Annotated in this window: 18 protein-coding genes; 15 read left to right on the forward strand and 3 right to left on the reverse strand. The window is 72.4% G+C overall.

The features are described from left to right. Positions 1 to 12: 12 nt before the first annotated feature. Both ACE1OC_RS26395 and ACE1OC_RS26400 read right to left on the reverse strand, forming a co-directional pair. Complete coding sequence (locus tag ACE1OC_RS26395; RefSeq protein ID WP_407839095.1) at positions 13 to 1,884, reverse strand: glycoside hydrolase family 3 protein; 1,872 nt, start codon at positions 1,882 to 1,884, stop codon at positions 13 to 15. A gap of 10 nt (positions 1,885 to 1,894) precedes the next feature. Next, positions 1,895 to 2,851 carry a LysR family transcriptional regulator gene (locus ACE1OC_RS26400; RefSeq protein WP_407839096.1) on the reverse strand — a complete coding sequence of 319 codons (957 nt, stop codon included), beginning with the start codon at positions 2,849 to 2,851 and terminating at the stop codon, positions 1,895 to 1,897. Between the two features lie 108 nt (positions 2,852 to 2,959). On the opposite strand from ACE1OC_RS26400, the gene ACE1OC_RS26405 reads away from it, so the two are divergent. Beyond that, entirely contained in the window at positions 2,960 to 3,958 is a 999-nt protein-coding gene (locus tag ACE1OC_RS26405) for an EamA family transporter (RefSeq protein WP_407839097.1), read from the forward strand. A gap of 63 nt (positions 3,959 to 4,021) precedes the next feature. Here the strand turns inward: ACE1OC_RS26405 and ACE1OC_RS26410 are convergent, their stop codons facing one another. Continuing rightward, a complete protein-coding gene (locus ACE1OC_RS26410) occupies positions 4,022 to 4,897 on the reverse strand; it encodes a helix-turn-helix transcriptional regulator (protein WP_407839098.1) in 876 nt (291 codons plus the stop codon). A 401-nt stretch (positions 4,898 to 5,298) separates the two neighbouring features. On the opposite strand from ACE1OC_RS26410, the gene ACE1OC_RS26415 reads away from it, so the two are divergent. From ACE1OC_RS26415 to ACE1OC_RS26480, 14 genes are all read left to right on the forward strand, one after another. Continuing rightward, positions 5,299 to 6,102: a hypothetical protein gene (locus tag ACE1OC_RS26415; protein ID WP_407839099.1), complete on the forward strand. Its 804-nt coding sequence runs from the start codon at positions 5,299 to 5,301 to the stop codon at positions 6,100 to 6,102. 265 nt (positions 6,103 to 6,367) lie between these two features. After that, positions 6,368 to 6,901 carry a GNAT family N-acetyltransferase gene (locus ACE1OC_RS26420; RefSeq protein WP_407839100.1) on the forward strand — a complete coding sequence of 178 codons (534 nt, stop codon included), beginning with the start codon at positions 6,368 to 6,370 and terminating at the stop codon, positions 6,899 to 6,901. Positions 6,902 to 7,278: 377 nt separating this feature from the next. Then, on the forward strand, positions 7,279 to 7,863 hold the full coding sequence (locus ACE1OC_RS26425) for a cysteine hydrolase family protein (RefSeq protein WP_250739586.1): 585 nt from the start codon (positions 7,279 to 7,281) through the stop codon (positions 7,861 to 7,863). A gap of 58 nt (positions 7,864 to 7,921) precedes the next feature. Continuing rightward, positions 7,922 to 8,947: a hydrogenase expression/formation protein HypE gene (gene hypE, locus ACE1OC_RS26430; RefSeq protein WP_407839101.1), complete on the forward strand. Its 1,026-nt coding sequence runs from the start codon at positions 7,922 to 7,924 to the stop codon at positions 8,945 to 8,947. 22 nt (positions 8,948 to 8,969) lie between these two features. After that, positions 8,970 to 11,336 carry a carbamoyltransferase HypF gene (hypF, locus tag ACE1OC_RS26435; protein ID WP_407839102.1) on the forward strand — a complete coding sequence of 789 codons (2,367 nt, stop codon included), beginning with the start codon at positions 8,970 to 8,972 and terminating at the stop codon, positions 11,334 to 11,336. Positions 11,337 to 11,340: 4 nt separating this feature from the next. Next, a complete protein-coding gene (locus ACE1OC_RS26440; protein ID WP_407839103.1) occupies positions 11,341 to 12,675 on the forward strand; it encodes a diaminobutyrate--2-oxoglutarate transaminase family protein in 1,335 nt (444 codons plus the stop codon). Positions 12,676 to 12,757: 82 nt separating this feature from the next. After that, entirely contained in the window at positions 12,758 to 13,474 is a 717-nt protein-coding gene (locus ACE1OC_RS26445) for a hypothetical protein (RefSeq protein ID WP_407839104.1), read from the forward strand. After that, on the forward strand, positions 13,461 to 14,891 hold the full coding sequence (locus tag ACE1OC_RS26450) for an MFS transporter (protein ID WP_407839105.1): 1,431 nt from the start codon (positions 13,461 to 13,463) through the stop codon (positions 14,889 to 14,891). Before ACE1OC_RS26445 ends, ACE1OC_RS26450 begins: the two co-directional genes overlap by 14 nt. A gap of 10 nt (positions 14,892 to 14,901) precedes the next feature. Next, positions 14,902 to 16,194: an amidohydrolase gene (locus ACE1OC_RS26455; protein WP_407839106.1), complete on the forward strand. Its 1,293-nt coding sequence runs from the start codon at positions 14,902 to 14,904 to the stop codon at positions 16,192 to 16,194. Next, the gene (locus ACE1OC_RS26460; RefSeq protein ID WP_407839107.1) at positions 16,191 to 17,459 is read left to right on the forward strand and encodes an ATP-grasp domain-containing protein; all 1,269 of its coding nucleotides are present in this window, start codon (positions 16,191 to 16,193) and stop codon (positions 17,457 to 17,459) included. Before ACE1OC_RS26455 ends, ACE1OC_RS26460 begins: the two co-directional genes overlap by 4 nt. A gap of 95 nt (positions 17,460 to 17,554) precedes the next feature. Then, positions 17,555 to 20,167, forward strand: a complete 2,613-nt coding sequence (locus ACE1OC_RS26465) for an ATP-grasp domain-containing protein (RefSeq protein ID WP_407839108.1) — start codon at positions 17,555 to 17,557, stop codon at positions 20,165 to 20,167. Further along, positions 20,164 to 21,504 carry an MFS transporter gene (locus ACE1OC_RS26470; protein ID WP_407839109.1) on the forward strand — a complete coding sequence of 447 codons (1,341 nt, stop codon included), beginning with the start codon at positions 20,164 to 20,166 and terminating at the stop codon, positions 21,502 to 21,504. The genes ACE1OC_RS26465 and ACE1OC_RS26470 overlap by 4 nt, the downstream gene beginning before the upstream one ends. Next, a complete protein-coding gene (locus ACE1OC_RS26475) occupies positions 21,501 to 22,733 on the forward strand; it encodes a PLP-dependent aminotransferase family protein (protein ID WP_407839110.1) in 1,233 nt (410 codons plus the stop codon). The genes ACE1OC_RS26470 and ACE1OC_RS26475 overlap by 4 nt, the downstream gene beginning before the upstream one ends. A gap of 88 nt (positions 22,734 to 22,821) precedes the next feature. Then, entirely contained in the window at positions 22,822 to 23,196 is a 375-nt protein-coding gene (locus tag ACE1OC_RS26480) for a nuclear transport factor 2 family protein (protein WP_407839111.1), read from the forward strand. The last annotated feature ends 10 nt before the right edge of the window (positions 23,197 to 23,206 follow it).

Below are 23,206 nucleotides of genomic sequence, written 5' to 3' on the forward strand. Positions count from 1 at the left end.
GGGTGCGGGGACTTATCCGTACGCCAGCCCGTGGCCCAGCGGGTAGCGGCCCGGCACCGGGACGGGCAGGCGCCCGACGGGCCGTACGGTCCCGGTGATCACCCGGGCCGCCGCCCGCAGCTCCACGTCCGTCCAGGTGTAGGTGGCCAGTTCGGCCGCGCAGGCCGGCAGCCGGGCCGGGTCGTAGGGGTTGCGGACCGCCACCAGGACCACCGGCACCCCGGTGGCCAGCAGCCGGGTGACCAGCTCGCGCTGCGGGCTCTCGCCCTCGGGGACGTTGTACGTGCACACGAGCACGGCCGCGTTGCCGGGGGCGGCCGCCACCGCGCGGGCGGGCGGCAGGGCCGTCGCCCGGCAGCCCAGCGCGGAGAGCTCCCGGGCCAGTACCGCGGTAGGGGGTCCCGTCGTACCCGTGGGGGAGACCGGGTCGGTCCCGGTGACCAGGAGCAGCGGCCGGTCCGCCGGATCCAGCGGCAGCAGCCCCACCGGATTGGCCAGCAGGGTCGTCGTACGGTCCGCGATCTCCCCGGCGGCCGCAAGGTGCGCCGGGATGCCCACGGCCGCGTCCACCGCGTCCGCGGCCCGCGCCGGATCCACGGCCCGTGCCGCCGCGTCGAACAGGCCCCGGCGGGCCTTCAGTTCCAGGATCCGCAGCACCGACTCCTCGATCCGGGCCCGCGTCAGCTCGCCCGACTCCACGGCGGCCAGCACGCTGCGGACGGCCAGCCCCAGGTCCGGCGGGTTCAACAGCTGGTCGCAGCCCGCCTTCAGGGCCAGTACCGGGACCCGGTCGTCCCCGTACTTCTGGCGGACCCCGGCCATGTCGAGGGCATCGGTGACCACCACCCCGCGAAATCCCAGGCGTTCGCGCAGGATCCCGGTGACGATCGGCCGCGAGAGGGTCGCCGGATCCCCCGAGGGGTCGAGCGCGGGGAAGACGATGTGCGCCGTCATCACCACGTCGACGCCCGCCTCCACGGCCGCCCGGAACGGCGGCTCGTCCAGCTCCTCCCACCGGGCCCGCGTGTGGGTCATCAGCGGCAGCCCGACGTGGCTGTCGGTGCCGGTGTCCCCGTGCCCCGGGAAGTGCTTCGCCGTGGCGGCCACCCCGGCGCCCTGGTAGCCGCGGACCTGGGCGGCGACCAGGGCCGCCACCGCCTGCGGGTCGGCGCCGAAGGACCGTACGCCGATGACCGGGTTGGCGGGATCGACGTTCACGTCGGCCACCGGGGCGTAGTTGTGCCGGATGCCCATGGCCGCCAGCTCGGAACCCGCGATGCGTGCTGCCCGGCGGGCCTCCGCGGTGGACCCGGCGGTCCCCAGGGCGAGGGCGCCCAGGGCCATGGCCCCCGGGAGCAGGGTCGCGGGCCGGCCCACGCGGGCGACGGCGCCGTGCTCCTGGTCGATGGAGAGCAGCAGCGGGACGCCCGCACCGGAATCCGCGGCCGCCCGCTGGAGGCCGGCCGACAGCTCGGCGATCTGGCGCGGGGAGCGGGTGTTGTGCGCCCAGCCGAAGTAGACGATCCCGCCGAGGTGGTAGCGGGCGACCAGCTCGGCGGGGGTGCGCACCCCGAACGCCTTCTGGTTGAGCGCGACGTCCTCGGAGTCGGGCTCGGTCGCCGCGTGCCCGTACGCCCGCGATACGAAGAGCTGCCCGACCAGTTCGGCCAGGCTCATCCGCTCCATCGTCTCGCGCGGCCCGGCCCCCGGCGACTGACGGGCGGGGGAGCGCCCCGGTGCGCGGTCGCCCGGCCGGGAGTCGTCGGGGGCCGGGCCGTCGGGGTCCCGGGCGGTGCCCACCGCGGCGGAGGCGGCCCCCGCGGCGGTGACGGCGGCCACGGCGGCCACGGTGAGCAGGGTCCGGCGGGAGGCGTGGTTCGGCACGCGCCGGACGCTACTGCGGGGCGGGGCCTTCGGCGCGGGGGACACTCGCGGAGTCCCCCGTACGGGGTGCGATGTGGGGCCAGTGCTCGCGCAGGGTCCGTACGGCCTCGGTGATCGCCGGCCGGCGGGCGGCCCCGGTCCGCCACAGGGCGTACAACCGGCGTACGGGGCCCGGCTCCAGCGGTACGGCCACGGCGCCGGCCGGCAGCGTCCCGGTCCCCAGCCGCGGTACGACGGCCACCCCGAGCCCGGCGGCGACCAGCGAGACGATGGTGTGGTTCTCCTCGGCGACGTGCGTGATGTCGGGCTCGAACCCGGCCGTGCGCAGGGTCCGCACCAGCCAGTCGTGGCAGACCCGGCCGGGCGGCTGGCACACCCAGCGCTGCCCGCCCAGGTCCGAGCGGTGGATGACGGCGCGGGAGGTGAAGGGGTGCCCGGCGGGCACCACCAAGTCGCAGCGGTCGTCCCCGATCACGGCCTGCTCCACGCCCTCGGGGGCGGGCAGCGGGGCGATGTCCCAGTCGTGGGTCACCGCCAGGTCGGTGACCCCGCGCGAGACCAGGTCCATCGACAGGTGCGGGTTGATCTCCGTGAGCCGTACTTCCAGGGCCGGGTGACGCTGGGCCAGGTCGGCGAGGACCCCGGGGAGCAGGCCGCGGGCGGCCGAGGCGAAGGCGGCGACCCGCAGCCGGCCGACGGGCTGGCCGCGGGACTCCTCCAGTGCGGTCTCGGCCCGCTCCGAGATGTCCATCAGCTGCTGGGCCGTCGCGGCCAGCAGCTTGGCCTCCTCGGTGAGGGCGACACCGCGGCCGTGGCGTTCGAGCAGGGTGGTGCGGGTCTCCCGTTCCAGCTTGGCGATCTGCTGAGAGACGGCGGAGGGGGTGTACCCGAGGGCGGCCGCGGCCGCGCCGACCGAGCCGTGGACGGAGACGGCGTGCAGGGCGCGCAGCCGGGAGAGGTCGAGCATGCCAGGGAGCTTAGGGCGCGGGCGGCGCCGGTGGATGAAGCAACGCTACATCCGACCCTGAAGACATCCGCGCTGGTGCTAAATGGTTGAGGAGTCGATGCTCGGAGCATGCGACCCATTCACACCGCCCTGGCGGTTCTCGTAGCCGCGGTCTGGGGTTTCAACTTCGTCGTCATCGAGTTCGGGCTCGGATCGTTCCCGCCGCTGCTGCTGTCCGCCCTGCGCTTCCTGGTCGCGGCCCTGCCGGCGGTGTTCTTCGTCGGGCGTCCCAAAGTGGCATGGAAGTGGATCATCGCGGTCGGTGTGGTCCTCGGCATCGCGAAGTTCGGGCTGCTGTTCTCCGGGATGGCCAACGGGATGCCCGCCGGGCTGTCCTCGCTGGTCCTCCAGGCGCAGGCGGTGTTCACGGCCGTGTTCGCGGCCGTCGTGCTCAAGGAGCGGCCGGGCCGGCTGCGGATCGCGGGCATGACGGTGGCCTTCGCGGGGATCGCCGTGGCCGCCGTGGACGAGGGGGCCTCCGGGCCGGTGCTGGGCTTCACGATGGTGATCGCGGCCGCCGCGTGCTGGGGCGTGTCCAACGTGCTGACCCGCAAGGCGTCCCCGCCCGACGCCCTGAACTTCATGGTGTGGGTGAGCGTGGTGCCGGTGCTGCCGCTGGCGGGGCTGTCCCTGCTGATCGAGGGCCCCGAGCGGGACCTGGCGGCGCTGCGCGGGCTCGACTGGAGCGGGGTCGGGGTCATCGTGTACCTCGCCTGGATCACCACGGTGTTCGGCTTCGGGGCGTGGGGGTTCCTGCTGCGCACCTATCCCGCTTCCTCGGTGGCGCCCTTCTCGCTGCTGGTGCCGGTCTTCGGGATGAGCTCGGCGGCTCTGGTGCTGGGGGAGGAAGTGAGCGGGCTGCGCTGGGTGGCGGCCGTCCTGCTCGTCGGCGGGGTGGCGGTGACCTCGCTGGTCCCCCCGAAGCCCCGGCCGACGGTGGCGGAGGCGGGCACGGCGCCCGCGGCGGAGGCCGATCCAGGCCCCGCGCCGGAGCCTGTGGCGGAGGCCGATCCCGGCGCCGCGCCCGAGCCCGCGGTGGTTCCGCTTCCGGCGGCGGGGGGCCGCTAGGAGCCGTCCGCCGCGGACCCCGGCAGCCCGGGCCGCTTGCTCGCGGCGCGGGCTGTCGGCAGGTCAGCCGCCGGTGAAGGGCTCCTTCGCCAGCAGATATCCGGCGTGGAGCCGGTTGCGGGCGCCGATGCTCTTCATGATGTTCGCAATGTGGCGTTGACAATTGCGCAAGGAAATACCGACCACGTGGGCTATTCTGTTGTCCGATTCGCCCTGAATGAGCAGCGCCACGATGGTCTGCTGAATGTCGGAGGTAATCGCGGCGCGTGCAGGTCGGTCGTTTTCCGAGGCGAATTTCTCGGCTCCGCTCCAGGCCCGCTCGAAGGCCTCCGAAAGGAACGAGACAAGGTGGCCATTTCTCGATACCGCCGCCCCGTGCGATCCGTCCGAGAGCGCGATGATCGCCACTTCCTTGTCGAAGATGATGCAGCGCGGAAAGCCGCCGGCGAGCGTGCACACTTCCGCGCCGAGCGGTGTCACCCGCCCCACGAAGGAGGCCGTGGCCGGGCTGAACCGGGCCGTGTGCTGGTAGAGGGTCCGCATGCGCACCCCCCGCCCCAGCAGGCGTTCGGTCCGCTCCAGGCTCTCGGAGAGCACCTCCTCGTCCCGCGCGCCGCCGGGCTGGGAGGTGAGCACCTCGGTGCGGCAGCCGTCCGCGAGCCCGGCGATGAGTTTGCGCACATCGCCCAGGCCGGGCACGACCTCCAGGGAGGTGTCGTCCTGGATGTCCGCGGTTCTCATGGTCAACTCATCTAATTCTCCGCGTAGTTGATCGAGGAAGGACTGGCTCTCGTTCAGGCTGTGCTGCGCCGGGTTGAGGACCTTGATGCGTGCGTGCTCCACGGGGTACGGGGTGTAGATGCCCGTCACGGGGCACTTGCTGAGCAGCCCCAGATCGTCGAGCGCGTCCGCGGCTTCCTGCACCGCCGCAGTGCTCATGTCCAGAGCCAGGGCGGCTGTTTCGCACGTTGTACCCGGTGTTCGGGTGACGAACCGGTAGAGACGGTCACCGGCGTGGGTGAGCCGGGGCACTGTAAAAGGATGGACTTGTCTGATTGAGTTCAATTCATCCCCCTGTCATGTTTTCGCCAGCGGCAACATGATCCCAGAAAGGGATGGCTCCGGATGTCGTCGAACGGACAGGATGAAGCCGAAGCTGATCCGGACCGCAAGACATCTTGAGGGGCAGGCAAGCATGCCACGTATAGCGAGTTTCCTCATCGCCATTGCGGCAACTTTCGCGGTGACCGTCTTCCTCGCCCCGTCGACGAGTGGTGCGGCGAACATCGCCGCCCCCACTGGTCCGGGTCAGGTAGTCAACGATCTCGGCTGGGGATGAGATGCCTCGAAGTAAGTCGTACAACACGTACTCCAACCTGCAGCGCCCTGAGTTCCGCAAGCGCGTCGACGAGCTCCTGCTGAAGTTCGAGCGGGACTTCTACGAGCGCAGCGCGGGCGCCGACGGGATGCTCGACAAGGAGAAGTTCGACCTCGAGCTGTACAAGCGGCACAACGTCGAGACGATGATCCGGATCGGCCTCAAGCGTGCCGTCGACCCGCTCATCGCCAACTACTGGGCCACCCGGGACCCGCAGCTCTGCAAGGAGTGGGGCCTCTACGGCGCGGAGGAGGGCCGCCACGACCGCATGTTCGCCGGCGACCTGCACAAGATCGGGATGACGGACGAGGAGATCTACGCGATCCGTCCGACCTTCGCCACCGAGCTGCTCAACGGCTACTTCTACTACACGATGGCCACGGAGGGTCCGCTGGCCGCGATGATCAGCGGGTTCTACCTGGAGTACATCGCGGGCAAGACGCAGCCCGACTGGCTGGACATCATGGAGCAGCACGTCGGCGCCGACAAGACCAAGGGCGCCCGCGCCCACCTGGCCCTCGACGACGATGACGACCACGTCGACATGGTCTGGAACCTGATCATGCGCGTCATCAAGGACGAGGCCGACGAGGAGCGCTTCGTCGAGCACCTCATCAAGATCAACTCGCTGTTCGTGTCCTACTTCGTCGAGGTCTACGCGGCCACCGTGCTCGGTGCCGGCGCGGACGCCTCGCTGCTGACCCAGGCCGCACCGGCCGCCGCCGTACAGACCAACCTGCAGACGAAGGCCACCGCTTCGGTCTGACCGGCCGGCCCACACCCGCCGGCGGCGCCCTGAAGGGCCGACGCTCCGCAGAGCCGACGCTCTGAAGTGCCGACGCTCCGAGGGGCCGAAGGGCCGACACTCCCGCAGTCCGGCGATCCCGGGCATTGCGTTCCAGATGTGCCGCGCAGCCCCCACGGGGGCGGCGCCGCGATGTCCGGGGTCCGGCTGCTCCACCGTCTACTCACCAAGGAAGACGATGCACTATTCATGGCCTCGCGAACTGTCCGAACAGGACATGCGCGAAATGATCGAACTGATGGACGCCGTAGCGGTCAAGGAGAGGACCCTCGGCTTCTACGAACCCGTGGGACTGGAGAAGGGCCTCCCGCTGATGCGGGCCTTCGAGGCCGATCTGCAGAAGGGTGCCGTGGACCTCCTCCACGTCCGCACCGACGAAGGCCAGATCGTCGGCATGGTGACCCTCGCCCGGGCCCCGCTGCCGGCCCGCCGCCACATCGTCGAGATGCGCCGCTGCGTCGTCGCCCCCGACTACCGCGGACAGTTCCTGCTGGAGGGCTGGGCCGAGGCCCTGCGCAAGGTCGGCGAGATGGGCTGCGACGTCATCACCCTCGAAGTCCGCGACGACGGCCCCTCCGTGCTCTGGCAGCGCCTGGGCTTCCGCGAGTACGGCCGGCTGCCCGACTACGCCCGCGCCGACGGCCGCCCCGTCACCGGCTTCTACATGCACGCCCGGCTCGCCGACATCACGGCCCACTTCGAGGCCACCGGCACCTGGCTGCACGAGCTCGAGTCCGACCGCGTCGCGGTCGCGAGCTGACCCCCGCACCGACGGGCCGTACGCACCACCGGGCCGTACGCACCGTCAGGCCCTACGCGCACCGAGCCGTGCGCACACCGCGCCCCGGGCGCGCCACGCCTGACGCACCCCACGCCTGACGCGCACCGCGCCCGACGCCCTCCCGCGCACCCGCATCCGCGCCCCTCCCTACCGCCGCGCCGCCCGCCCGGGCCGCGCAGGCCCCCGCACCGAGCACGCCGTACACCGACCCGGGCCGATCCGCCCGTGCGGTACGGCCCTTCGCGGCCGACCGGCCGGTGCGCAGCTTCCCCCTCTCACCCACCGCCCGCCGGGGCGCACGCCGACGTGCGCCGGACGGGCCCCGGGACCACACCACCCCACCGAAGGGCACAGCCATGTCCAAGATCGCCGTCCTGACCAACGACCTCCAGTACGAACTGGTCGAGAAGAACCCGGAGCGCGTCGCCGCCGTCGAGGCCGCGACCCCGCACTTCACCGGCTTCCTCGACGAGATGCGCAGCCGCGGCCACCACATCTTCCACCTGCAGCTCGTCAACGACCCGGACGACCCGAACGCCGAGCGCTACGACGGCTACCTCCCGGTCCAGCGCGGCACCCACGGCGCCGACATCATCGAGGCCTTCCTGGCCCCCGAGGACGTCGTCATGGAGAAGAGCAAGGACTCGGGCTTCTACGAGACCGACCTGCACGACCGCCTCCAGGCCCTCGGCGTGGACACCGTTCTGATCACCGGCATGCAGACGCAGATATGCGTCCAGACCACCGCCGCCGACGCCTTCTTCCGCGGCTACAACATCTGGGTCCCCTCCGACTGCGTCGTCTCGGCCCGCCTGGACGACAAGCAGCGCGCCCTGGACTGGCTGGAGGGCTACTGCGCCACGGTGACCGACTCCGCCGAGGTCATCCGCGTCCTCGACGCCGAGGGCGGGCTGCCCCGCAAGAACATCAAGACCCCGTGACCACGCCCCTCCCCGCAACGACCCGTTCCGGCCCCACCCCTGAAAGGAACGAACCGGCATGACCACGAGCGTGGATCCCACCGAATTCATCGTCCTCGACCACGGCACCGGCGCGAAGCTCAGCCAGGACCTGCTCCAGGTGATCGCGTCGACCCTCGGCGACGTCTACATCGGCATCATGGAAGACAGCGCGATCCTCAAGATCGAGGGCGACCGCATCGCGATGACCACGGACTCCTTCGTGGTCGACCCGCCGTTCTTCGGCAACGGGGACATCGGCAAGATCGCGGTCTGCGGCACGGTCAACGACCTGGCCGTGGCCGGCGCCCGGCCCAAGTACCTCACCCTCGGGATGATCCTGGAGACCGGGCTCCCCATCGCCAAGCTGGTCCGGGCCCTGGAGTCCATCCGCGACACCGCCCGCGAGGCCGGCGTACAGATCGTCGGCGGGGACACCAAGGTGGTCCGCAAGGGCGAGGCCGACCAGATCTACCTGAACACCGCGGGCGTCGGGGTCTTCGAGCGGGAGCCGCTCACCATGACCGACGTGCGCCCCGGCGACAAGGTGATCCTCAGCGGGCCCATCGGCAACCACACGGTGCACCTGCTCTCCATCCGCGAGGGCCTCGGCTTCGAGCAGCGCGTGGACAGCGACTGCGCCCCGCTCAACGGCCTCGTCGACACGGTCCTGTCGAACACGGTGCCCGGCGCCGTCCGCTCGATGCGCGACGTCACCCGCGGCGGCCTGACGGCCGTGCTCCACGAGTACGCCGGCAAGCTCGGCCGCACCATCCGCGTCACCCAGGACGACCTGCCCATCCAGCACGAGACGGCCATGGCCGCCGACATGCTCGGGATCAACCCGCTGCACTGCGCCAACGAGGGCTGCCTGGCGCTCTTCGTGGACCCGGCGGCCGAGGCCGAGGTGCTGGCGGCCCTGCGCTCCCAGCCCTACGGCAAGGACGCGGTGACCATCGGCGAGATCTCCGAGGACACCGAGGGCCTGGTGCTGCTGCGCGACACGGACGGCCGCGAGACCCAGCTGGAGGAACTCCTCGGCGCCGAACTCCCCCGGCTCTGCTGAGAAAAGGACCGAGGAAACCGCCATGAGCAGCACCGAGCAGACCGTCACGGAACGGCCCGAGGAGTGGCGCATCCGCGTCACCGGCGTGGTCCAGGGCGTCGGCTACCGGCCGTTCGTCTACAAGCTGGCCCGTGAACTCGGCCTCTCCGGCTGGGTTCGCAACGACCCCGAAGGCGTGCTGGTGGAGGCGTCCGGACCGGTCGCCGCCCTGGAGGAGTTCGCGGCGGGCCTCAGCGGCCGCGCCCCCGAGCTCGCCCGGGTGGACGAGGTCCGGCCGACCCGGGGACTGGACCGCGGCACCGTGCCCGCGGGCCCGTTCACCATCGTGCACAGCGAGCACACCGGAGCCCGGTCCGCGCTGCTCCCGGCGGACACCCACGTATGCGGCGACTGCCAGGCGGAACTTCGCGACCCGAAGGACCGCCGGCACCGCTACCCCTTCATCAACTGCACCAACTGCGGGCCCCGGTACTCCATCATCCAGGACCTGCCGTACGACCGTCCGATGACCACCATGGCCACCTTCACCATGTGCCCGGACTGCAAGGCCGAGTACGAGGACCCGATGGACCGGCGCTACCACGCGCAGCCCAACGCGTGCCCGGACTGCGGCCCCCGGCTGCTGCTCCGGGACCGCGAGGGGGGCACGGCCGAAGGGGACGAGGCCCTCCTGCGGGCCGCCCGGGTGCTGGCCGACGGCGGGATCGCGGCCATGAAGAGCGTCGGCGGCTTCCACCTCGTGGTGGACGCGACGAACGCGGAGGCCGTGGCCCTGCTGCGCAGCCGCAAGCGCCGCGACTCCAAGCCGTTCGCGGTGATGGTCCGCGATCTCGCCACGGCGCAGGGCCTGGTGGAGCTCTCCGAGTCGGAGATCGACGTCCTGCGCTCGCCGGCCCGGCCCATCCTGCTGGCCCGCAAGCGCGCGGGCTCCCTCCCGGAGTCCGTGGCCCCGCGCAACCCCAACCTGGGGATCATGCTGCCCTCGGCGCCCCACCACCACCTGCTGCTGGACGAGCCCGGCCTCGAAGCGCTCGTCGCCACCAGCGGCAACATCTCCGGCTACCCCATCGCCTACCGCAACGAGGAGGCCCTGGAGCAGCTCTTCGAGATCGCGGACGTGATCCTCTACCACGACCGCGACATCGAGATCCGCGTCGACGACTCGGTGGTCCGCCTCTCCGACCACCCCGAACTCGACGAGCCGCTGCTCCAGTTCATCCGGCGGGCCCGCGGCTACGCCCCCTACCCGGTGGACGTCGGCCGCGAGGTGGCCCCCGTGGTCGCCCTCGGCGCCGAACTGAAGACGACCGTCGCCCTCACCAACGGCTCCCAGGTCTTCCTCAGCCAGCACATCGGCGACCTCAAGAACGACGAGACCTTCGCCGCGCACCACCGCACCGCCCGGCACCTGGCGCAGCTGTACGCGCTCAAGCCGGAGGTCACGGCGCACGACATGCACCCGCAGTTCCGCTCCACCCGGGCCGCCCTGGACGACGACGGCACGGGCCCGGCGCTGCCCACCGTGGAAGTCCAGCACCACCACGCCCACATGGCCTCCTGCATGGCGGAGAACCACGTGAGCGGCACCACCCTCGGCGTGATCTTCGACGGCTTCGGCTACGGCGAGGACGGCACGGTGTGGGGCGGGGAGTTCCTCCTCGGGGACTTCGCCGCCTACCGCCGGGTCGGCCGGATGCGCCGGCTGCCGCTGATCGGCGGCGACCAGGCCGTGCGCGAACCCATCCGCACCGGGTACGCACTGGCCCTGGACGCCTTCGACGGGGACGGGGGCCGGGCCCTGGCGGGCTTCCCCGCCCTCGCCGCCCTCGACGGGCAGCGCCGCCAGGTCTTCGCGACGATGGCCGCCCGCGGGATCAACTCCCCGCCCACCTCCAGCATGGGCCGCCTCTTCGACGGGGTCGCCGCCCTCGCCGGGGTCTGCGCCAAGGCCGAGTACGAGGCCCAGGGCCCGATCGAGCTGGAGGGCCTGCTCGACCGCGACGCCACCCGAGAGCCGCAGGCCTCGTACCGCTTCGGGTCCTACGAGGCGGACGGGCTGACCGAGGTGGACCCGCGGCCCGTGATCCGGGCCATGGCCGGGGACATCGCCGCCGGACTGCCCGTGGACCGGATCAGCCGCCGGTTCCACACGGCCGTCGTCGACATGGTCCGCGAGCGCTGCAAGGCCCTGCGGGAGGAGACCGGCGTCAACCAGGTCGCCCTCTCCGGAGGCGTGTTCCTCAACGAGTTCCTGCTGCTCAACTGTCTGACCGGGCTGACCGCCGACGGTTTCGACACCTATGTCCACCGGCTCGTTCCGACCAATGACGGAGGCATCGCCCTCGGTCAGGTCATGGTCGCCGACGCCCGCTCACACCTGAGGAAGTGACGACGTGACCACCCTCACGCCGGACGAGATGTACACCTTCGTCGAGGCGCGCGAATCGGGCGCCCGGACCTACGCCAACGCCTTCGGCAAACTCCTCGCCGAAGGACACGGCGCACGCATCCGCGACGGGCACGGCCGCGGGTACCTGGACTGCCTCGCCGCGGCGGGCACCCTCGCCCTGGGGCACAACCACCCGGACGTCCTGGCCGCGGTGGGGGAGTACCTCACCTCCGGTCAGGTCCAGCAGGCTCTGGACCTGACCACCCCGGCCAAGTACGAGTACCTGCGGGCGCTGTACGCCAAGCTCCCGGGCACCATGGCGGACACCTTCAAGACGCAGTTCTGCGGACCGGCGGGCACCGACGCCACCGAAGCCGCCATCAAGCTCTTCAAGATCGCCACCGGCCGCCGCACGGTGATCTCCTTCCACGGGGCCTACCACGGGATGACCGCGGGCGCCCTCGCCCTCACCGGCAACCTGGGCGCCAAGGAGTCCGTGCCCTCCCTCATGCCGGACGTCCACCACCTCCCCTACCCCTACGACTACCGCTGCCCCTTCGGCATCGGCGGCGAGGCGGGCATCCGGGCCGGCCTCACCTACATCGAGCGGCTGCTCACCGACCCGGAGAGCGGCATCACCAAGCCGGCCGCCGTCTTCGTCGAAGCGGTCCAGGGCGAGGGCGGGGTGATCCCGGCGCCGGCCGCCTGGCTGCGCGGGCTGCGGGAGATCACCGCCCGGCTGGACATCCCGCTGGTCCTGGACGAGATCCAGGCCGGCTTCGGACGCACCGGCACCATGTGGGCCTTCGAGGAGTCCGGGATCGAGCCGGACGCCGTCCTCGTGTCCAAGGCGGCCGGCGGCGGCTTCCCGCTCTCGCTGCTGCTCTACCACGGCAAGTACGACGCCTGGACGCCCGGAGCCCACGCGGGCACCTTCCGCGGCAACCAGATCGCCCTGGTCGCGGGACTCGCCGCCATGCGGGTCACGGAGTCCGAGGGACTCATCGAAAAGGCGGCCGCCAAGGGCGAGTTGATCGCCACCCTGCTCGGCCGGCTGGCCGCCGGCCACCCCGAGATCGGCCAGGTCCGCGGCCGGGGACTGATGTGGGGCATCGAGATCGTGGACCCCGCGGGCCCGGCCGACCGGCTCGGTTCGCTGCCCGCCGACGGGGCCCGGGCCAAGCGCATCAAGCGCGCCTGCCTGGACCACGGGCTGCTGCTCGAGAGCGGCGGCCGGCACGGGGCCGTGCTCCGGCTGCTCCCGCCACTGGTGATCACCGACGAGGAGATCCACGAGATGGCGGCGGCCCTGGAGAAAGCTCTGATCGACTGCGCCTGAACCGGAGAGCCGGTTCGGCACGACGGAGCAAGGATCCACGGAGCTTCGGATCCGCGGAGCCACGAAGAAGAGGACACGGAACATGACCACGGGAACGAACAACAGCGGTGAGTGGCGGGTCGACTTCGACGCGGAGGTCGTCTTCAGCAACGGAGGCGCCCTGCAGATGCAGGGGTTCCGCCTGGACATCCCCGGCGACGACATCGCCGACGGGGAACTGGGCGAACTGATCGTCCGCCACCTCGGACTGCTGATGGTCGGCAGTACGAAGATCACCCGCCGGGAGCTGCTCCAGGAGCCGCACAAGGGCTCCCGGAACACCGGTGCCGCCGGTTCGGGCCGCACCACGACGGACCTGACCGGCCCCGCGACCCGGGCCGCCTGGCCGACGGGCCCGGGCGGCGCCGCACCGGGCCTGGCCGGCCTGGTGGACCTTCCCGTGGTCCTGGTCCGGCTCCTCGGAGCCGGGCAGCCCGTCGCCGACCGGCTGGCACTGGCGCCCTTCGACCTCGCGGGGCACGCCGTGGTCGTGCAGACCGGCCGCGCGGCCGGCCCGTACCTCACCGAGGACGCGGTGGACCTGCTCGCCGGGCAGGGCGCACTCCTCGTCGCCACCGACAGCCGCGAGGGCAACGGGCCGGTGGCGGCGGCGCTCGCGGCCGCCGGCCTGCCCGCCCTCACGGGCCTGACCGGCCTGGAAGCCCTCCCGGCGACCGGGGTCCGACTGCACGCCGTGCCCTTCCCCGGGCAGGACACCTCATTGATCAGGGTCTACGGAGTCACAGATGACCAGCACTGACCAAGCGGGCCTCTCAGAGGCCGGTGTGGCGGCGGTCGCCGCCGCACCGGCACCGGCACCGGCCCGGCGCCCCCGCAGGGAACTGGCCGCCGCCACCGTCGGCTCGGTCGTCGAGGCCTACGACTGGACCATCTACGGCATCCTCGCCCCCTACTTCGCCGAGGCACTGTTCCCCGGCACCTCGCCCACCGCCAAACTCATCGCCGCCTACCTCGGCTTCGCCCTCGGCTTCCTGGTCCGGCCACTGGGCAGCGTCCTCATCGGCCGCCTCACCGACACCCGCGGCCGGCGCTACGGACTGACCCTCACCGTCGGCCTGATCGCCGCCGGCTCCCTGTTCCTGGCCGTCGTACCCGGCTACGCCTCCATCGGGCTGGCGGCTCCGCTCCTGGTGGTCGGGGCCCGGCTGGTGCAGGGGCTGTCGGTCGGGGCGGAGAACCCGAGCGTGGCCGCGTACGTCACCGAGACCGCGCCGGCCGGCCGCCGCTACTTCTACAGCGCCGTCTCCTACGGGGGTGTGGTGCTGGGCAGCGCGCTCTCCTTCATCGTCGTGAACGTCCTGCTCGGGGTGTTCGGGGAGAGCGGAGTCGAGGACGGCGCCTGGCGCTACGGCTTCGTCTTCGGCGGACTGCTCGGGCTGACCGCCCTGTGGATCCGGCGCGGCGCGGCGGAGAGCGCGGTCTTCACGGCCGCCGTGGGCGAGGCCGCGCAGGGAGCGGCCTTGCCCGCGGGAGCGGGAGCGGCGGCAGGCGAGGCGGAGGCGGCGCCGGTGGTGAAGGCGCCGGTGGTGAAGGCACCCAGCCCCTGGCCGGTGCTGCGGGCCCATCTCGGGCAGCTCGCCGTGGTGTTCGCCATCACCTCCGGGGCCACCACCGCCTTCTACTTCGTCACCGTCGACTTCCCCTCGTACGCCGAGAGCGCCGGAGCCGCCACCAAGGAGGAGACCTCCGCCGCACTGCTCCTCGGCATGGTGGCGCTGCTCGCGGCCATGCTCGGCGGCGGCAAGGCCGCCGACCGGATCGGCGCCCTGCCCGTCCTGCGCCTCGGCTTCGCCGGGCTCGCCCTGGGCAGTGTGCCGCTGCTGATGGCCATGAACGCCGGACGGGTCCCCGTCCCCGTCGTCACCGTGGTCCTGCTCTTCCTGCTGGGCCTCCCGCTCGCGGTGAGCAACGTCTTCGCGGGGCAGCTGTTCCCGCCCGCCGTGCGCGCCGTCGCCGTCGGGCTGCCCACCGCGGCCGCGATCAGCCTCTTCGGCGGCACGTTCCCGATGCTCGCGGAACTCCTGAGGTCGGCCGGCCACAACGCCTGGCTGCCGTGGTGGCCCGCACTGACCGCCGCGGCGGCGCTGGCCGCCTCGTGGGCCGTACACGAACACCCCGGTCGCGAACACCCCGTGTCCGTAACCCCTCATGCCTGAGAAGGACGCCATGACTGCACTGCTCGAAGGTCTCGACTCGCTGATGCCGGCCCTGGAGGCCGACTACCGCGAGCTGCACACCCACCCCGAACTCGCCTTCCAGGAAAAGCGGACGGCAGCCCTCGTCGCCGAGCGCCTCGCCGCCCAGGGCGGCTGGGAGATCACCACCGGCGTCGGCCGCACCGGCGTCGTCGCCGTCCTGCGCAACGGCGAGGGACCCGTCGCCATGCTGCGCGCCGACATGGACGCGCTGCCCGTCAAGGAGGCCACCGGGCTGCCCTACGCGAGCACCGAGACCGCCACCGACGAATCGGGCGCCGAGGTCCCGGTGATGCACGCGTGCGGCCACGACCTGCACGTGGCCGCGCTGATCGGGTCCTGCGCGCTGTTCGCCCGCAACCGCGAGGCCTGGCGCGGCACCGTCGTCGCCGTCTTCCAGCCGGGAGAGGAAAGCGGCTACGGAGCCCGCGAGATGGTCGAGGACGGCCTCTTCGAGCGCTTCCCGCGCCCCGACGTGATCCTCGGCTCCCACGTGGGCCCCGGCCCGGCCGGGCTCATCGCGACCCTGCCCGGCGTGGTCATGGGCGCCACCGACTCGATCACCGTCAAGCTCTTCGGCCGCGGCGGCCACGGCTCCAAGCCCGAGGCGGCCGTCGACCCCGTGGTGATGGCGGCCTCGCTCGTGCTGCGGCTCCAGACCGTGGTCTCCCGCGAGATCGCCGCCCAGGAACCGGTGGTGGTCACCGTCGGCAAACTGCACGCCGGCACCACCGCCGCGGTCATACCCGACACGGCCGAGCTCGGCATCAACGTGCGCACCAGCTCCGCCCCGGTCCGCGAGAAGGTCCTGGCGGCCGTCGAGCGGCTCGCGCGCGCAGAATCGGCCGCCGCGGGCGCGACCGCCGACCCGGAGATCACCTCCGTCTACCACCTGCCGATGACCGTCAACGACACCGCGGCCGCCGAGCGGGTGGCCGACGCCCACCGCGAGCACTTCGGGGACGGCGCCGTCATGACGATGGGCCCGACCACCGCCAGCGAGGACTTCGGACTCCTCGCCGCCGCCGCCCAAGTCCCCTCGGTGTACTGGTTCTACGGCGGCCTCGACCCGCAGGCCTTCGGCGAGGCCTTCGCGGCCGGCAAGCTGGACGAGCTCCCGCAGAACCACTCCTCCACCTTCGCGCCCGTCGCCGGACCCGCGCTCTCCATCGGCGTCCGCACGATGGCCACGGCGGCACTGCCCTGGCTCGCTCCCGCCGCCGACGGCGCGGCCGACGCGGGCGAGGGGGGCGAGGGGGCATGAGCGCCGACCGGCCGCACATCATCGTCCTGCACCGCTGGCGGGACACCCACGCGCACTACGCCGACTACCTGGACCACGCCGCCGCCCACGTCACCTACGTGAGCACCGGGCTCGGCCGCGCCTCGTTACCCGAGACCGCCGCCGCGGTCACCACCGTCGCCCTGACCGACGACCTGCCCGCCGTCCGCGCGGCCGTCACCGGGCTCGTGGCCCGCTTCGGCGCCCCGGCGCGGCTGATCGCCCTCAACGAGGGGGACCTGGACACGGCCGCGCTGATCCGCGAGGAGTTCGCGATCCCCGGCCAGCACACCGCCGAACTGGCCGTGTTCCGCGACAAGCTGACCATGTGCCGCACGGCCGAGGCAGCCGGACTGCCGGTCCCCGCCTTCGCCCCCGCGCCCGATCCGGCCGCCGTACTCGCCTTCGGCGAGGCCCATGGCTGGCCGCTGGTCGTCAAACCGCACCGCGGCACCGCCAGCCGGGGCGTGGTCCAGATCGACTCCGCCGGCGAACTGGCGGAGCTCGGCGACCTGGCAGCCGCCCTGGCCGCCGAACCGCACCTCGTCCAGAGCTACGTCGACGGGCCGATCCTGCACATCGACGGCCTGTGGGAAGGCGATTCCCTCGGCAGCTGGACCGTCTCGCGCTACGTGGGCGGCACCTGCGCCGACTTCACCCAGGGCACCTGGCTCGGCTCCGTCGAGGAGGACGACCCCGCGCTCCTGGAGGCGGTCGAGGCCTTCGCCGCCGCGGTCGGACCCGCCCTCGGCGGCTCCCAGCCCTGGGTCTTCCACCTGGAGGCCTTCGTCACCCCGGCGCCGGGCGGCGGACCCGCCCTGGTCTTCCTGGAGTGCGGGGCCCGGGTGGGCGGCGGAGAGATCCCCTTCACCTGGCGCGACGTCCACGGCGTCGACCTCATGTCCGCCGCCGTGGACATCCAGCTCGGCCTGACCCCGGTCCTGCCGCCGCTCAAGACCGGCGAGGTCGGCGGCTACCTGCTGCTCCCGCTCCCGGTCCCCGCCCCCTGCCGGGTCGAAGCGGCCGGCTGGGTACGGGAACCCGCGCCCGGCCGGCTCCCGTACGCCGTCAAGCACACCCCGGTCGGCTCCACCGCTCCCGCTATCAGCGGCTACGAGCACGTCGGCACCCGCTTCCGCTTCCGCGGCGCCACCACCCGGGACGTCGAGGCCGCCATCACCGAGTCCGCGAACTCCTTCCGGCTGACCTGCGTCCCGGTCGGCGCCCCGCCCGCCGCCGGCGGCTGACCCACCACACCTCACGTACGCCCTCTCGCACCCCCTGTTCTTCGGGGCGAACCCGCTCCACGCCCCGTATCGGAAAGGAACCCACCGTGGTCGTCATGACCTCCGAACGCCAGCGCGTCATCCTCGTAGGCAGCCGCATACAGCAGTACCGGGAATACGCCCTGGCCTCCCTCGCCCAGCACTACGAGGTCACCCTCGTCGCGCCGGAGGCCCCCACCTGGCAGGCCCGTTACGTGGAGACCCACCGGATCGCCGACACCACGGACGCCGCCAAGCTCTACGCCCCGGTCGCCGACCTGCGCGGCGAGGTCGCCGACGCCGCGATCGTCACCTGGGACGAGTGGTCGCTGGTCGCCGTGTCCTCGGTCGCCAAGAAGCTCGGCATGCGGGCCATGGACCCGGCGGCCGCCAAGATCTGCCGCGACAAGTACGCCACCCGCCAGGCCCTCGAAGCGGCCGGCATGGCCGCCGTCCGGTACGTCCCGGCCACCACCGAGGAAGAGGCCGTCGCCGCCGCCGAGTCCATCGGCTTCCCCGTCGTCGTCAAGCCCCGCACTCTCGGCGGCAGCTTCGGCGTGATGATGGCACGCGACGTGGACGGCCTGCGCCGGGCCTTCCGGCTCGCCTCCACCAGCCGGCTGCGCGGCGCCGGCACCACCGCCTCGGTCCTGATCGAGGAGTTCATCGAGGGCCCCGAACTGAGCGTGGACAGCGTCGTCGTGGACGGCGTGGCCACCCCGGTCTGCGTGGCCCGCAAGCGCCTCGGCGCCCACCCGTACTTCGAGGAAGTCGGGCACCTGGTCACCGACTGGCGCCACGAGCCCTGGGCCGACGCCGTCACCCAGCTGGTCCAGGACTCGCACCGCGCCGCCGGAGTCGACTACGGCGTCACCCACACCGAACTGCGCGTCGCCGCGAACGGCCCCCGCCTCATCGAGCTCAACGGCCGCCTCGGCGGCGACCTCATCCCGCACCTGAACAAGCTCGCCACCGGCGTGGACCTGCCGCTGGCCGCCGCCCGGATCGCCTTCGAGGAGACCCCGGACATCACCCCGACCCGCGCCCTCAGCGCCGAGGTCCGCTTCCTCTACCCGGCCTACGACGGCGCCGTCGACCGCGTCGTCCTGCCCGCCCCCGAGGACGTCGAGGACCTGGCCGAGGCCGTCGCCCTCGTGGAGCCCGGCGACGAGCTGCTGCTCCCGCCCCGCGGCCTGACCCCCCGCTCCGCCGCGCTCATCGCCGTCAGCGAGACCCCGGCCGGCACCCGCCGCGCCCTGGACCGCGCCGAGGCGCTCTCCCGCACGGAGGTCTCCGGAGTCGCCGCGCACCGGCTCGGCGCCCGCGTCGAGAACGCCGTGACCCGCCGCTTCTTCGACCACGAGCGCACCGCGGCCCGCCAGACCGTCTCCGGAGTCCGGGGCGTGGAGTGGTTCCGCTACGGAGCCGGCGGCGGCGAGGGGCTCAACCGCCCCGTCTTCCTCAGCGAAGCCGACGTCACGGGCCTGGAGAACGACCTGAACGGCCTCTTCGAACTGATCAAGGCGGTGCCCGCCCGGCTCTTCGGCGGCGACCTGCGCGCCTTCGCCACCGCCGTCGGCATGTCCCCCACCCAGGCCGACCTGGTCCTGCGCGGCTCCGTGGACGAGCTCGCCCCGCTCTCCCGCGCCGACCTGTACCGCGAGACCGGCGGCTTCCGCGTCATGGAGCTCAACACCGGCTCCTCGCTGGGCGGCTGGCAGATGGGCGAGTTCGCCCGCGCCCTGATCCAGGACGCCGAGTTCGCCGAGTTCGCGGCCACCGAGGGCCTGGTCTACCCCGACCCGCTCGCCCGCATCACCGAGGTGCTGCGCCGCCAGGCCCCCTCCCTCGAAGGCATCGAGCGGCCGTACCTGGCGATCACCGACTGGCCCGAGGGCTTCGAGAAGTCCAAGTGCTGGATGGAGTTCGTCGTACCGGCCTTCGAACGCCTCGGCTTCGAGACCGTCGTCTGCCACCTGGGCGACTTCGCGTACGAGGACGGCAACGTCCTCCACCAGGGCCGCAAGGTCGACGTGGTCTACCGGATGTTCCTGCCCGGCGAAATGCCCGACGAGCCCCGCACCTACGACCTCGTCAACCCGCTGCTCGACGCCGTCGAGGCCGGCACGGTCGAACTGTTCGCCCCGCTCGACTGCGAGCTGTACGGGAACAAGGGCAGCCTCGCGATGCTCAGCGACGAGCGCAACCGCGCCGTCTTCACCGAGGCCGAGCGCGAGCTGATCGACCGGATCCTGCCCTGGACCCGCTTCGTCCGCGACGAGAAGGTCACCTTCGGCGGCGAGAAGATCGACCTGCTGCCCTACGCCATCGCCAACAAGGACCACCTGGTCCTCAAGCCCACCCTGCTCTACGGCGGCGTCGGCGTCACCCCCGGCTGGACCACCGACCAGAAGGAATGGGTCGCCAAGCTCCGCCAGGCCGTCGACGGCCCGTACGTCCTCCAGCACCGCCTGCTGCCGACCACCGAGCGGTTCCTCTCCGAGGACGGCGAGACCTGCGAGGACATGGCCGTCGCCTACGGAACGCTGATGGTCGACGGACGCTACGCCGGCACCCTGGCCCGCGGAGTCACCGACCCGGCCGTGGGCATCGTGAGCATGCTCCGCGGCGCCCAGATCGGCTGCGCGTTCCACGTCGACCCGGCCGCCGAGGGAGTTGAAGAGAAGTGACCGACATCGGGAGCGGGGCCGCCGGGCCGGTGGAGGAGACGGCGGCCGTACCCGCGGCCGCCGCCGCACCCGCCACGCTCTGGCGGGACCCGGAGTTCCTCAAGTTCTGGTCCGGGGAGGCGATCTCGCAGGTCGGGGCTCAGGTCACGACCCTGGCGCTGCCGCTCACCGCGGTGCTGACGCTCGACGCCAGCTCCTCCCAGGTGGGCTTCGTCAACGCGGCCTCCTACGCCCCGTTCCTGATGGTCACCCTCCTGGTCGGCGTGTGGGTCGACCGGGTGCGGCGCAGGCCCCTGATGATCATGGCCAACGTGGGGCGCGCCCTGCTGGTCAGCGCGGTGCCGCTGCTGGCCGTGCTCGACCTGCTCCGCATCGAGCACGTGTACATCGCCGCGCTGCTCGTGGGCACCCTCACGGTGGTCTTCGACGTCTCCTACCAGTCGTACCTGCCGACCCTGGTCGGCAAGGAGCACCTGGTCGAGGGCAACAGCAAGCTCCAGGGCACCAGTTCGCTGGCCCAGATCGGCGGGCCCGGACTGGCCGGTCTGCTCATCGGCTGGGTCACCGCCCCCTACGCGCTGCTGATCAACGGGATCTCGTACCTCGTCTCCGTGCTGACGCTGCTCGCCGTACGGCGCGTCGAGCCGGAGCCGGTGCCCCAGCAGGAGCGCACCGGGATCCGGACCAGCATCGCCGAGGGCATCCGGATCATCTGGGACAGCGCCCACCTGCGGGCCTGCGCCCTCCAGTCCGGTCTGTACAACCTCTGCTGGATGTCCCTCCAGACGGTGTTCGTGCTCTACGCGGCCCGCACGCTCGGCATCTCGCCCGGCGGCATCGGCCTGCTGCTGGGCACGGGCGCGGTGGGTTCCCTGGTCGGCTCGATGCTCGCCCAGTGGCTCAAGCTGAAGATCGGTCTCGGCCGCGCCATCCTGGCGGCCCTGCTGCTGTGCTGCCTGGCCCCCGCGGCCATCCCGGCGGCCCCCGCCGACAACGGGGTGCTCTCGCTGGCCCTGTTCGTCGCCGCCTTCGGACTGATCGGGGCCGGCGGCACCATGGCCAACATCCACATCATCAGCCTGCGCCAGTCCATGACCCCGGACCAGCTGCTGGGCCGGATGAACGCCGGGTACCGGTTCGTCTCCTGGGGGACGCTCCCGCTCGGCGCCCTGCTGGGCGGCTGGCTCGGCGACCTGATCGGGCTGCGGGAAACGCTCTTCGTCACCGCGGCGCTCTTCCTGACCGCGGTCCTGGTCGTCCTGAAGTCCCCGGTGTGGCGGCTCAAGGAGTTCCCGCCGCAGATCGTCGCCGAGCCGCGGAAGGCGGACGCGAAGTGAGCCCCGAAACGCACGCCGAAGCCGCCGCCCCCGCTTCCATCGAGAGCCTGCTCGCCCGCCGGACCGGCTGGGGCCGCTCCGACGCGGTGAGCCGGATCCTGGCGGCCGCCGCCGCCCCCGGGGTGCTCTCGATGGCCGGCGGGATCCCGGCCCCCGACAGCTTCCCCGTGGCCCGGCTCGCCGAGGCCACCGACCGGCTGTTCGCCGGGTCGGCTGTACGGGCCCTCCAGTACGCCCCCACGGACGGCATCGCCCCGATGCGCGAGGTGATCGCGGCCCGGGCGAGCGCGACCGGGGCCCCCGTCGGCCCCGACCGGGTGATGGTCACCGCGGGCAGCCAGCAGGGCCTGGACCTCGTCGCCCAGACCCTCATCGACGAGGGCGACGAGGTGGCCCTGGACGACCCGAGCTACCTGGGCGCCGTACAGGTCTTCCGGCGGGCCGGCGCCCGGCTGCTGCCGGTGCCCGGCGACGCGGACGGGATGCGCACCGACGTACTGGAGCAGCGCCTCCTCGCCGGGGCACGGCCCAAGCTGGTCTACGTCGTACCGCACTTCCACAACCCCACCGGAGCCGTGCTCTCGGAGGAACGGCGCCGCCACCTGGCCGCGCTGGCCGAGCGGTTCGGCTTCCTCGTCGTCGAGGACGACCCGTACGGGGACCTGGCCTTCGAGGGGAGCCGGCTGCCGTCCACCGACGTCCACAGCGGGCGGGTGGTCCGGCTGATGAGCCTCTCCAAGACGGTCTGCCCGGGCCTGCGGGTGGCCGGTCTGGTCGCCCCGGCCGAGCTGATCGGGGAACTGGTCGCCGCCAAGCAGTGCGGGGACCTCCAGACCAACACCTTCGGCCAGTACCTGCTGGCCGATCTGCTGGGGGACCCGGAGTTCCTGCCGGCCCATCTGGCGGGCCTGCGCACGCTGTACGGCGGCCGGGCCCGCGCCATGGAGACCCTGCTGCGCGAGCGGCTGCCCTGGCTGGAGTTCGAGCGGCCGCGCGGCGGGCTCTTCTTCTGGTGCCGTCTGACCGATTCCCGGGTGGGCTCCGACGCGCTGTACGCGCACGCGCTGGCGCAGGGGGTGGCCATCGTGCCCGGTACGCCCTTCTGCATCGAGGAGGACGGCTCGCGGGTCCTGCGGCTGTCCTTCGCCTCCCTGGACGACGCGCAGCGCCGGGAAGGGGTTTCGCGGCTGGCCACGGCCTGGGAGAAGGCACTCGCAGACGGGCCGTGACCCGTCTTCCGTCCCTCTCGTTCCCGTCCCGCGTGTTCCCGTCCCCCTCGTTTCCGTCTTTCCGTCCACACCCCTAAGGAGCAAGGCCGTGACAACGACGTCGCCCGCACCGGTGACCGCCGAATCCCTGGTGGCCCGGCTGTTCCAGGTGATCGACACCCGCTCGTGGGACCGGCTCGGCGAGGTCTTCGCGCCGGACGCCGTGTACGAACGGCCGGGTTACCCGGCGCTGGAAGGTCTCGACCGGATCCGCCGGTTCTACGAGCACGAACGGATCATCAGCTCGGGCGCCCACGAGGTGAGCCAGGTGACCGGGGGCCTCGCCGCGGCCGCCTGCTGGGGGCGGTTCCAGGGCGCCGACAAGGACGGCACGGCTCTGGACGAGGCCTTCGCCGACACCTACCTCGTCCGCGACGGCAGGATCGAGCGCCGCAAGACCTTCTTCTTCCGTCCGGCGATCTGACAGCCGATCC

The sequence above is a fragment of the Streptomyces stoeckheimensis genome (genome assembly GCF_045822005.1).
Taxonomy (GTDB): domain Bacteria; phylum Actinomycetota; class Actinomycetes; order Streptomycetales; family Streptomycetaceae; genus Streptomyces; species Streptomyces stoeckheimensis.

What these genes read in the sequence shown, in the direction of transcription:
- ACE1OC_RS26445 (WP_407839104.1), top strand. Translation starts at nt 12,758, where the DNA reads ATGACCACGGGAACGAACAACAGCGGTGAGTGGCGGGTCGACTTCGAC.
- ACE1OC_RS26420 (WP_407839100.1), top strand. Translation starts at nt 6,368, where the DNA reads ATGATCGAACTGATGGACGCCGTAGCGGTCAAGGAGAGGACCCTCGGC.
- ACE1OC_RS26460 (WP_407839107.1), top strand. Translation starts at nt 16,191, where the DNA reads ATGAGCGCCGACCGGCCGCACATCATCGTCCTGCACCGCTGGCGGGAC.
- ACE1OC_RS26410 (WP_407839098.1), bottom strand. Translation starts at nt 4,897, where the DNA reads ATGAGCACTGCGGCGGTGCAGGAAGCCGCGGACGCGCTCGACGATCTG.
- ACE1OC_RS26425 (WP_250739586.1), top strand. Translation starts at nt 7,279, where the DNA reads ATGTCCAAGATCGCCGTCCTGACCAACGACCTCCAGTACGAACTGGTC.
- ACE1OC_RS26465 (WP_407839108.1), top strand. Translation starts at nt 17,555, where the DNA reads ATGACCTCCGAACGCCAGCGCGTCATCCTCGTAGGCAGCCGCATACAG.
- hypF (WP_407839102.1), top strand. Translation starts at nt 8,970, where the DNA reads ATGAGCAGCACCGAGCAGACCGTCACGGAACGGCCCGAGGAGTGGCGC.
- ACE1OC_RS26400 (WP_407839096.1), bottom strand. Translation starts at nt 2,851, where the DNA reads ATGCTCGACCTCTCCCGGCTGCGCGCCCTGCACGCCGTCTCCGTCCAC.
- ACE1OC_RS26415 (WP_407839099.1), top strand. Translation starts at nt 5,299, where the DNA reads ATGCCTCGAAGTAAGTCGTACAACACGTACTCCAACCTGCAGCGCCCT.
- ACE1OC_RS26455 (WP_407839106.1), top strand. Translation starts at nt 14,902, where the DNA reads ATGACTGCACTGCTCGAAGGTCTCGACTCGCTGATGCCGGCCCTGGAG.
- ACE1OC_RS26405 (WP_407839097.1), top strand. Translation starts at nt 2,960, where the DNA reads ATGCGACCCATTCACACCGCCCTGGCGGTTCTCGTAGCCGCGGTCTGG.
- hypE (WP_407839101.1), top strand. Translation starts at nt 7,922, where the DNA reads ATGACCACGAGCGTGGATCCCACCGAATTCATCGTCCTCGACCACGGC.
- ACE1OC_RS26450 (WP_407839105.1), top strand. Translation starts at nt 13,461, where the DNA reads ATGACCAGCACTGACCAAGCGGGCCTCTCAGAGGCCGGTGTGGCGGCG.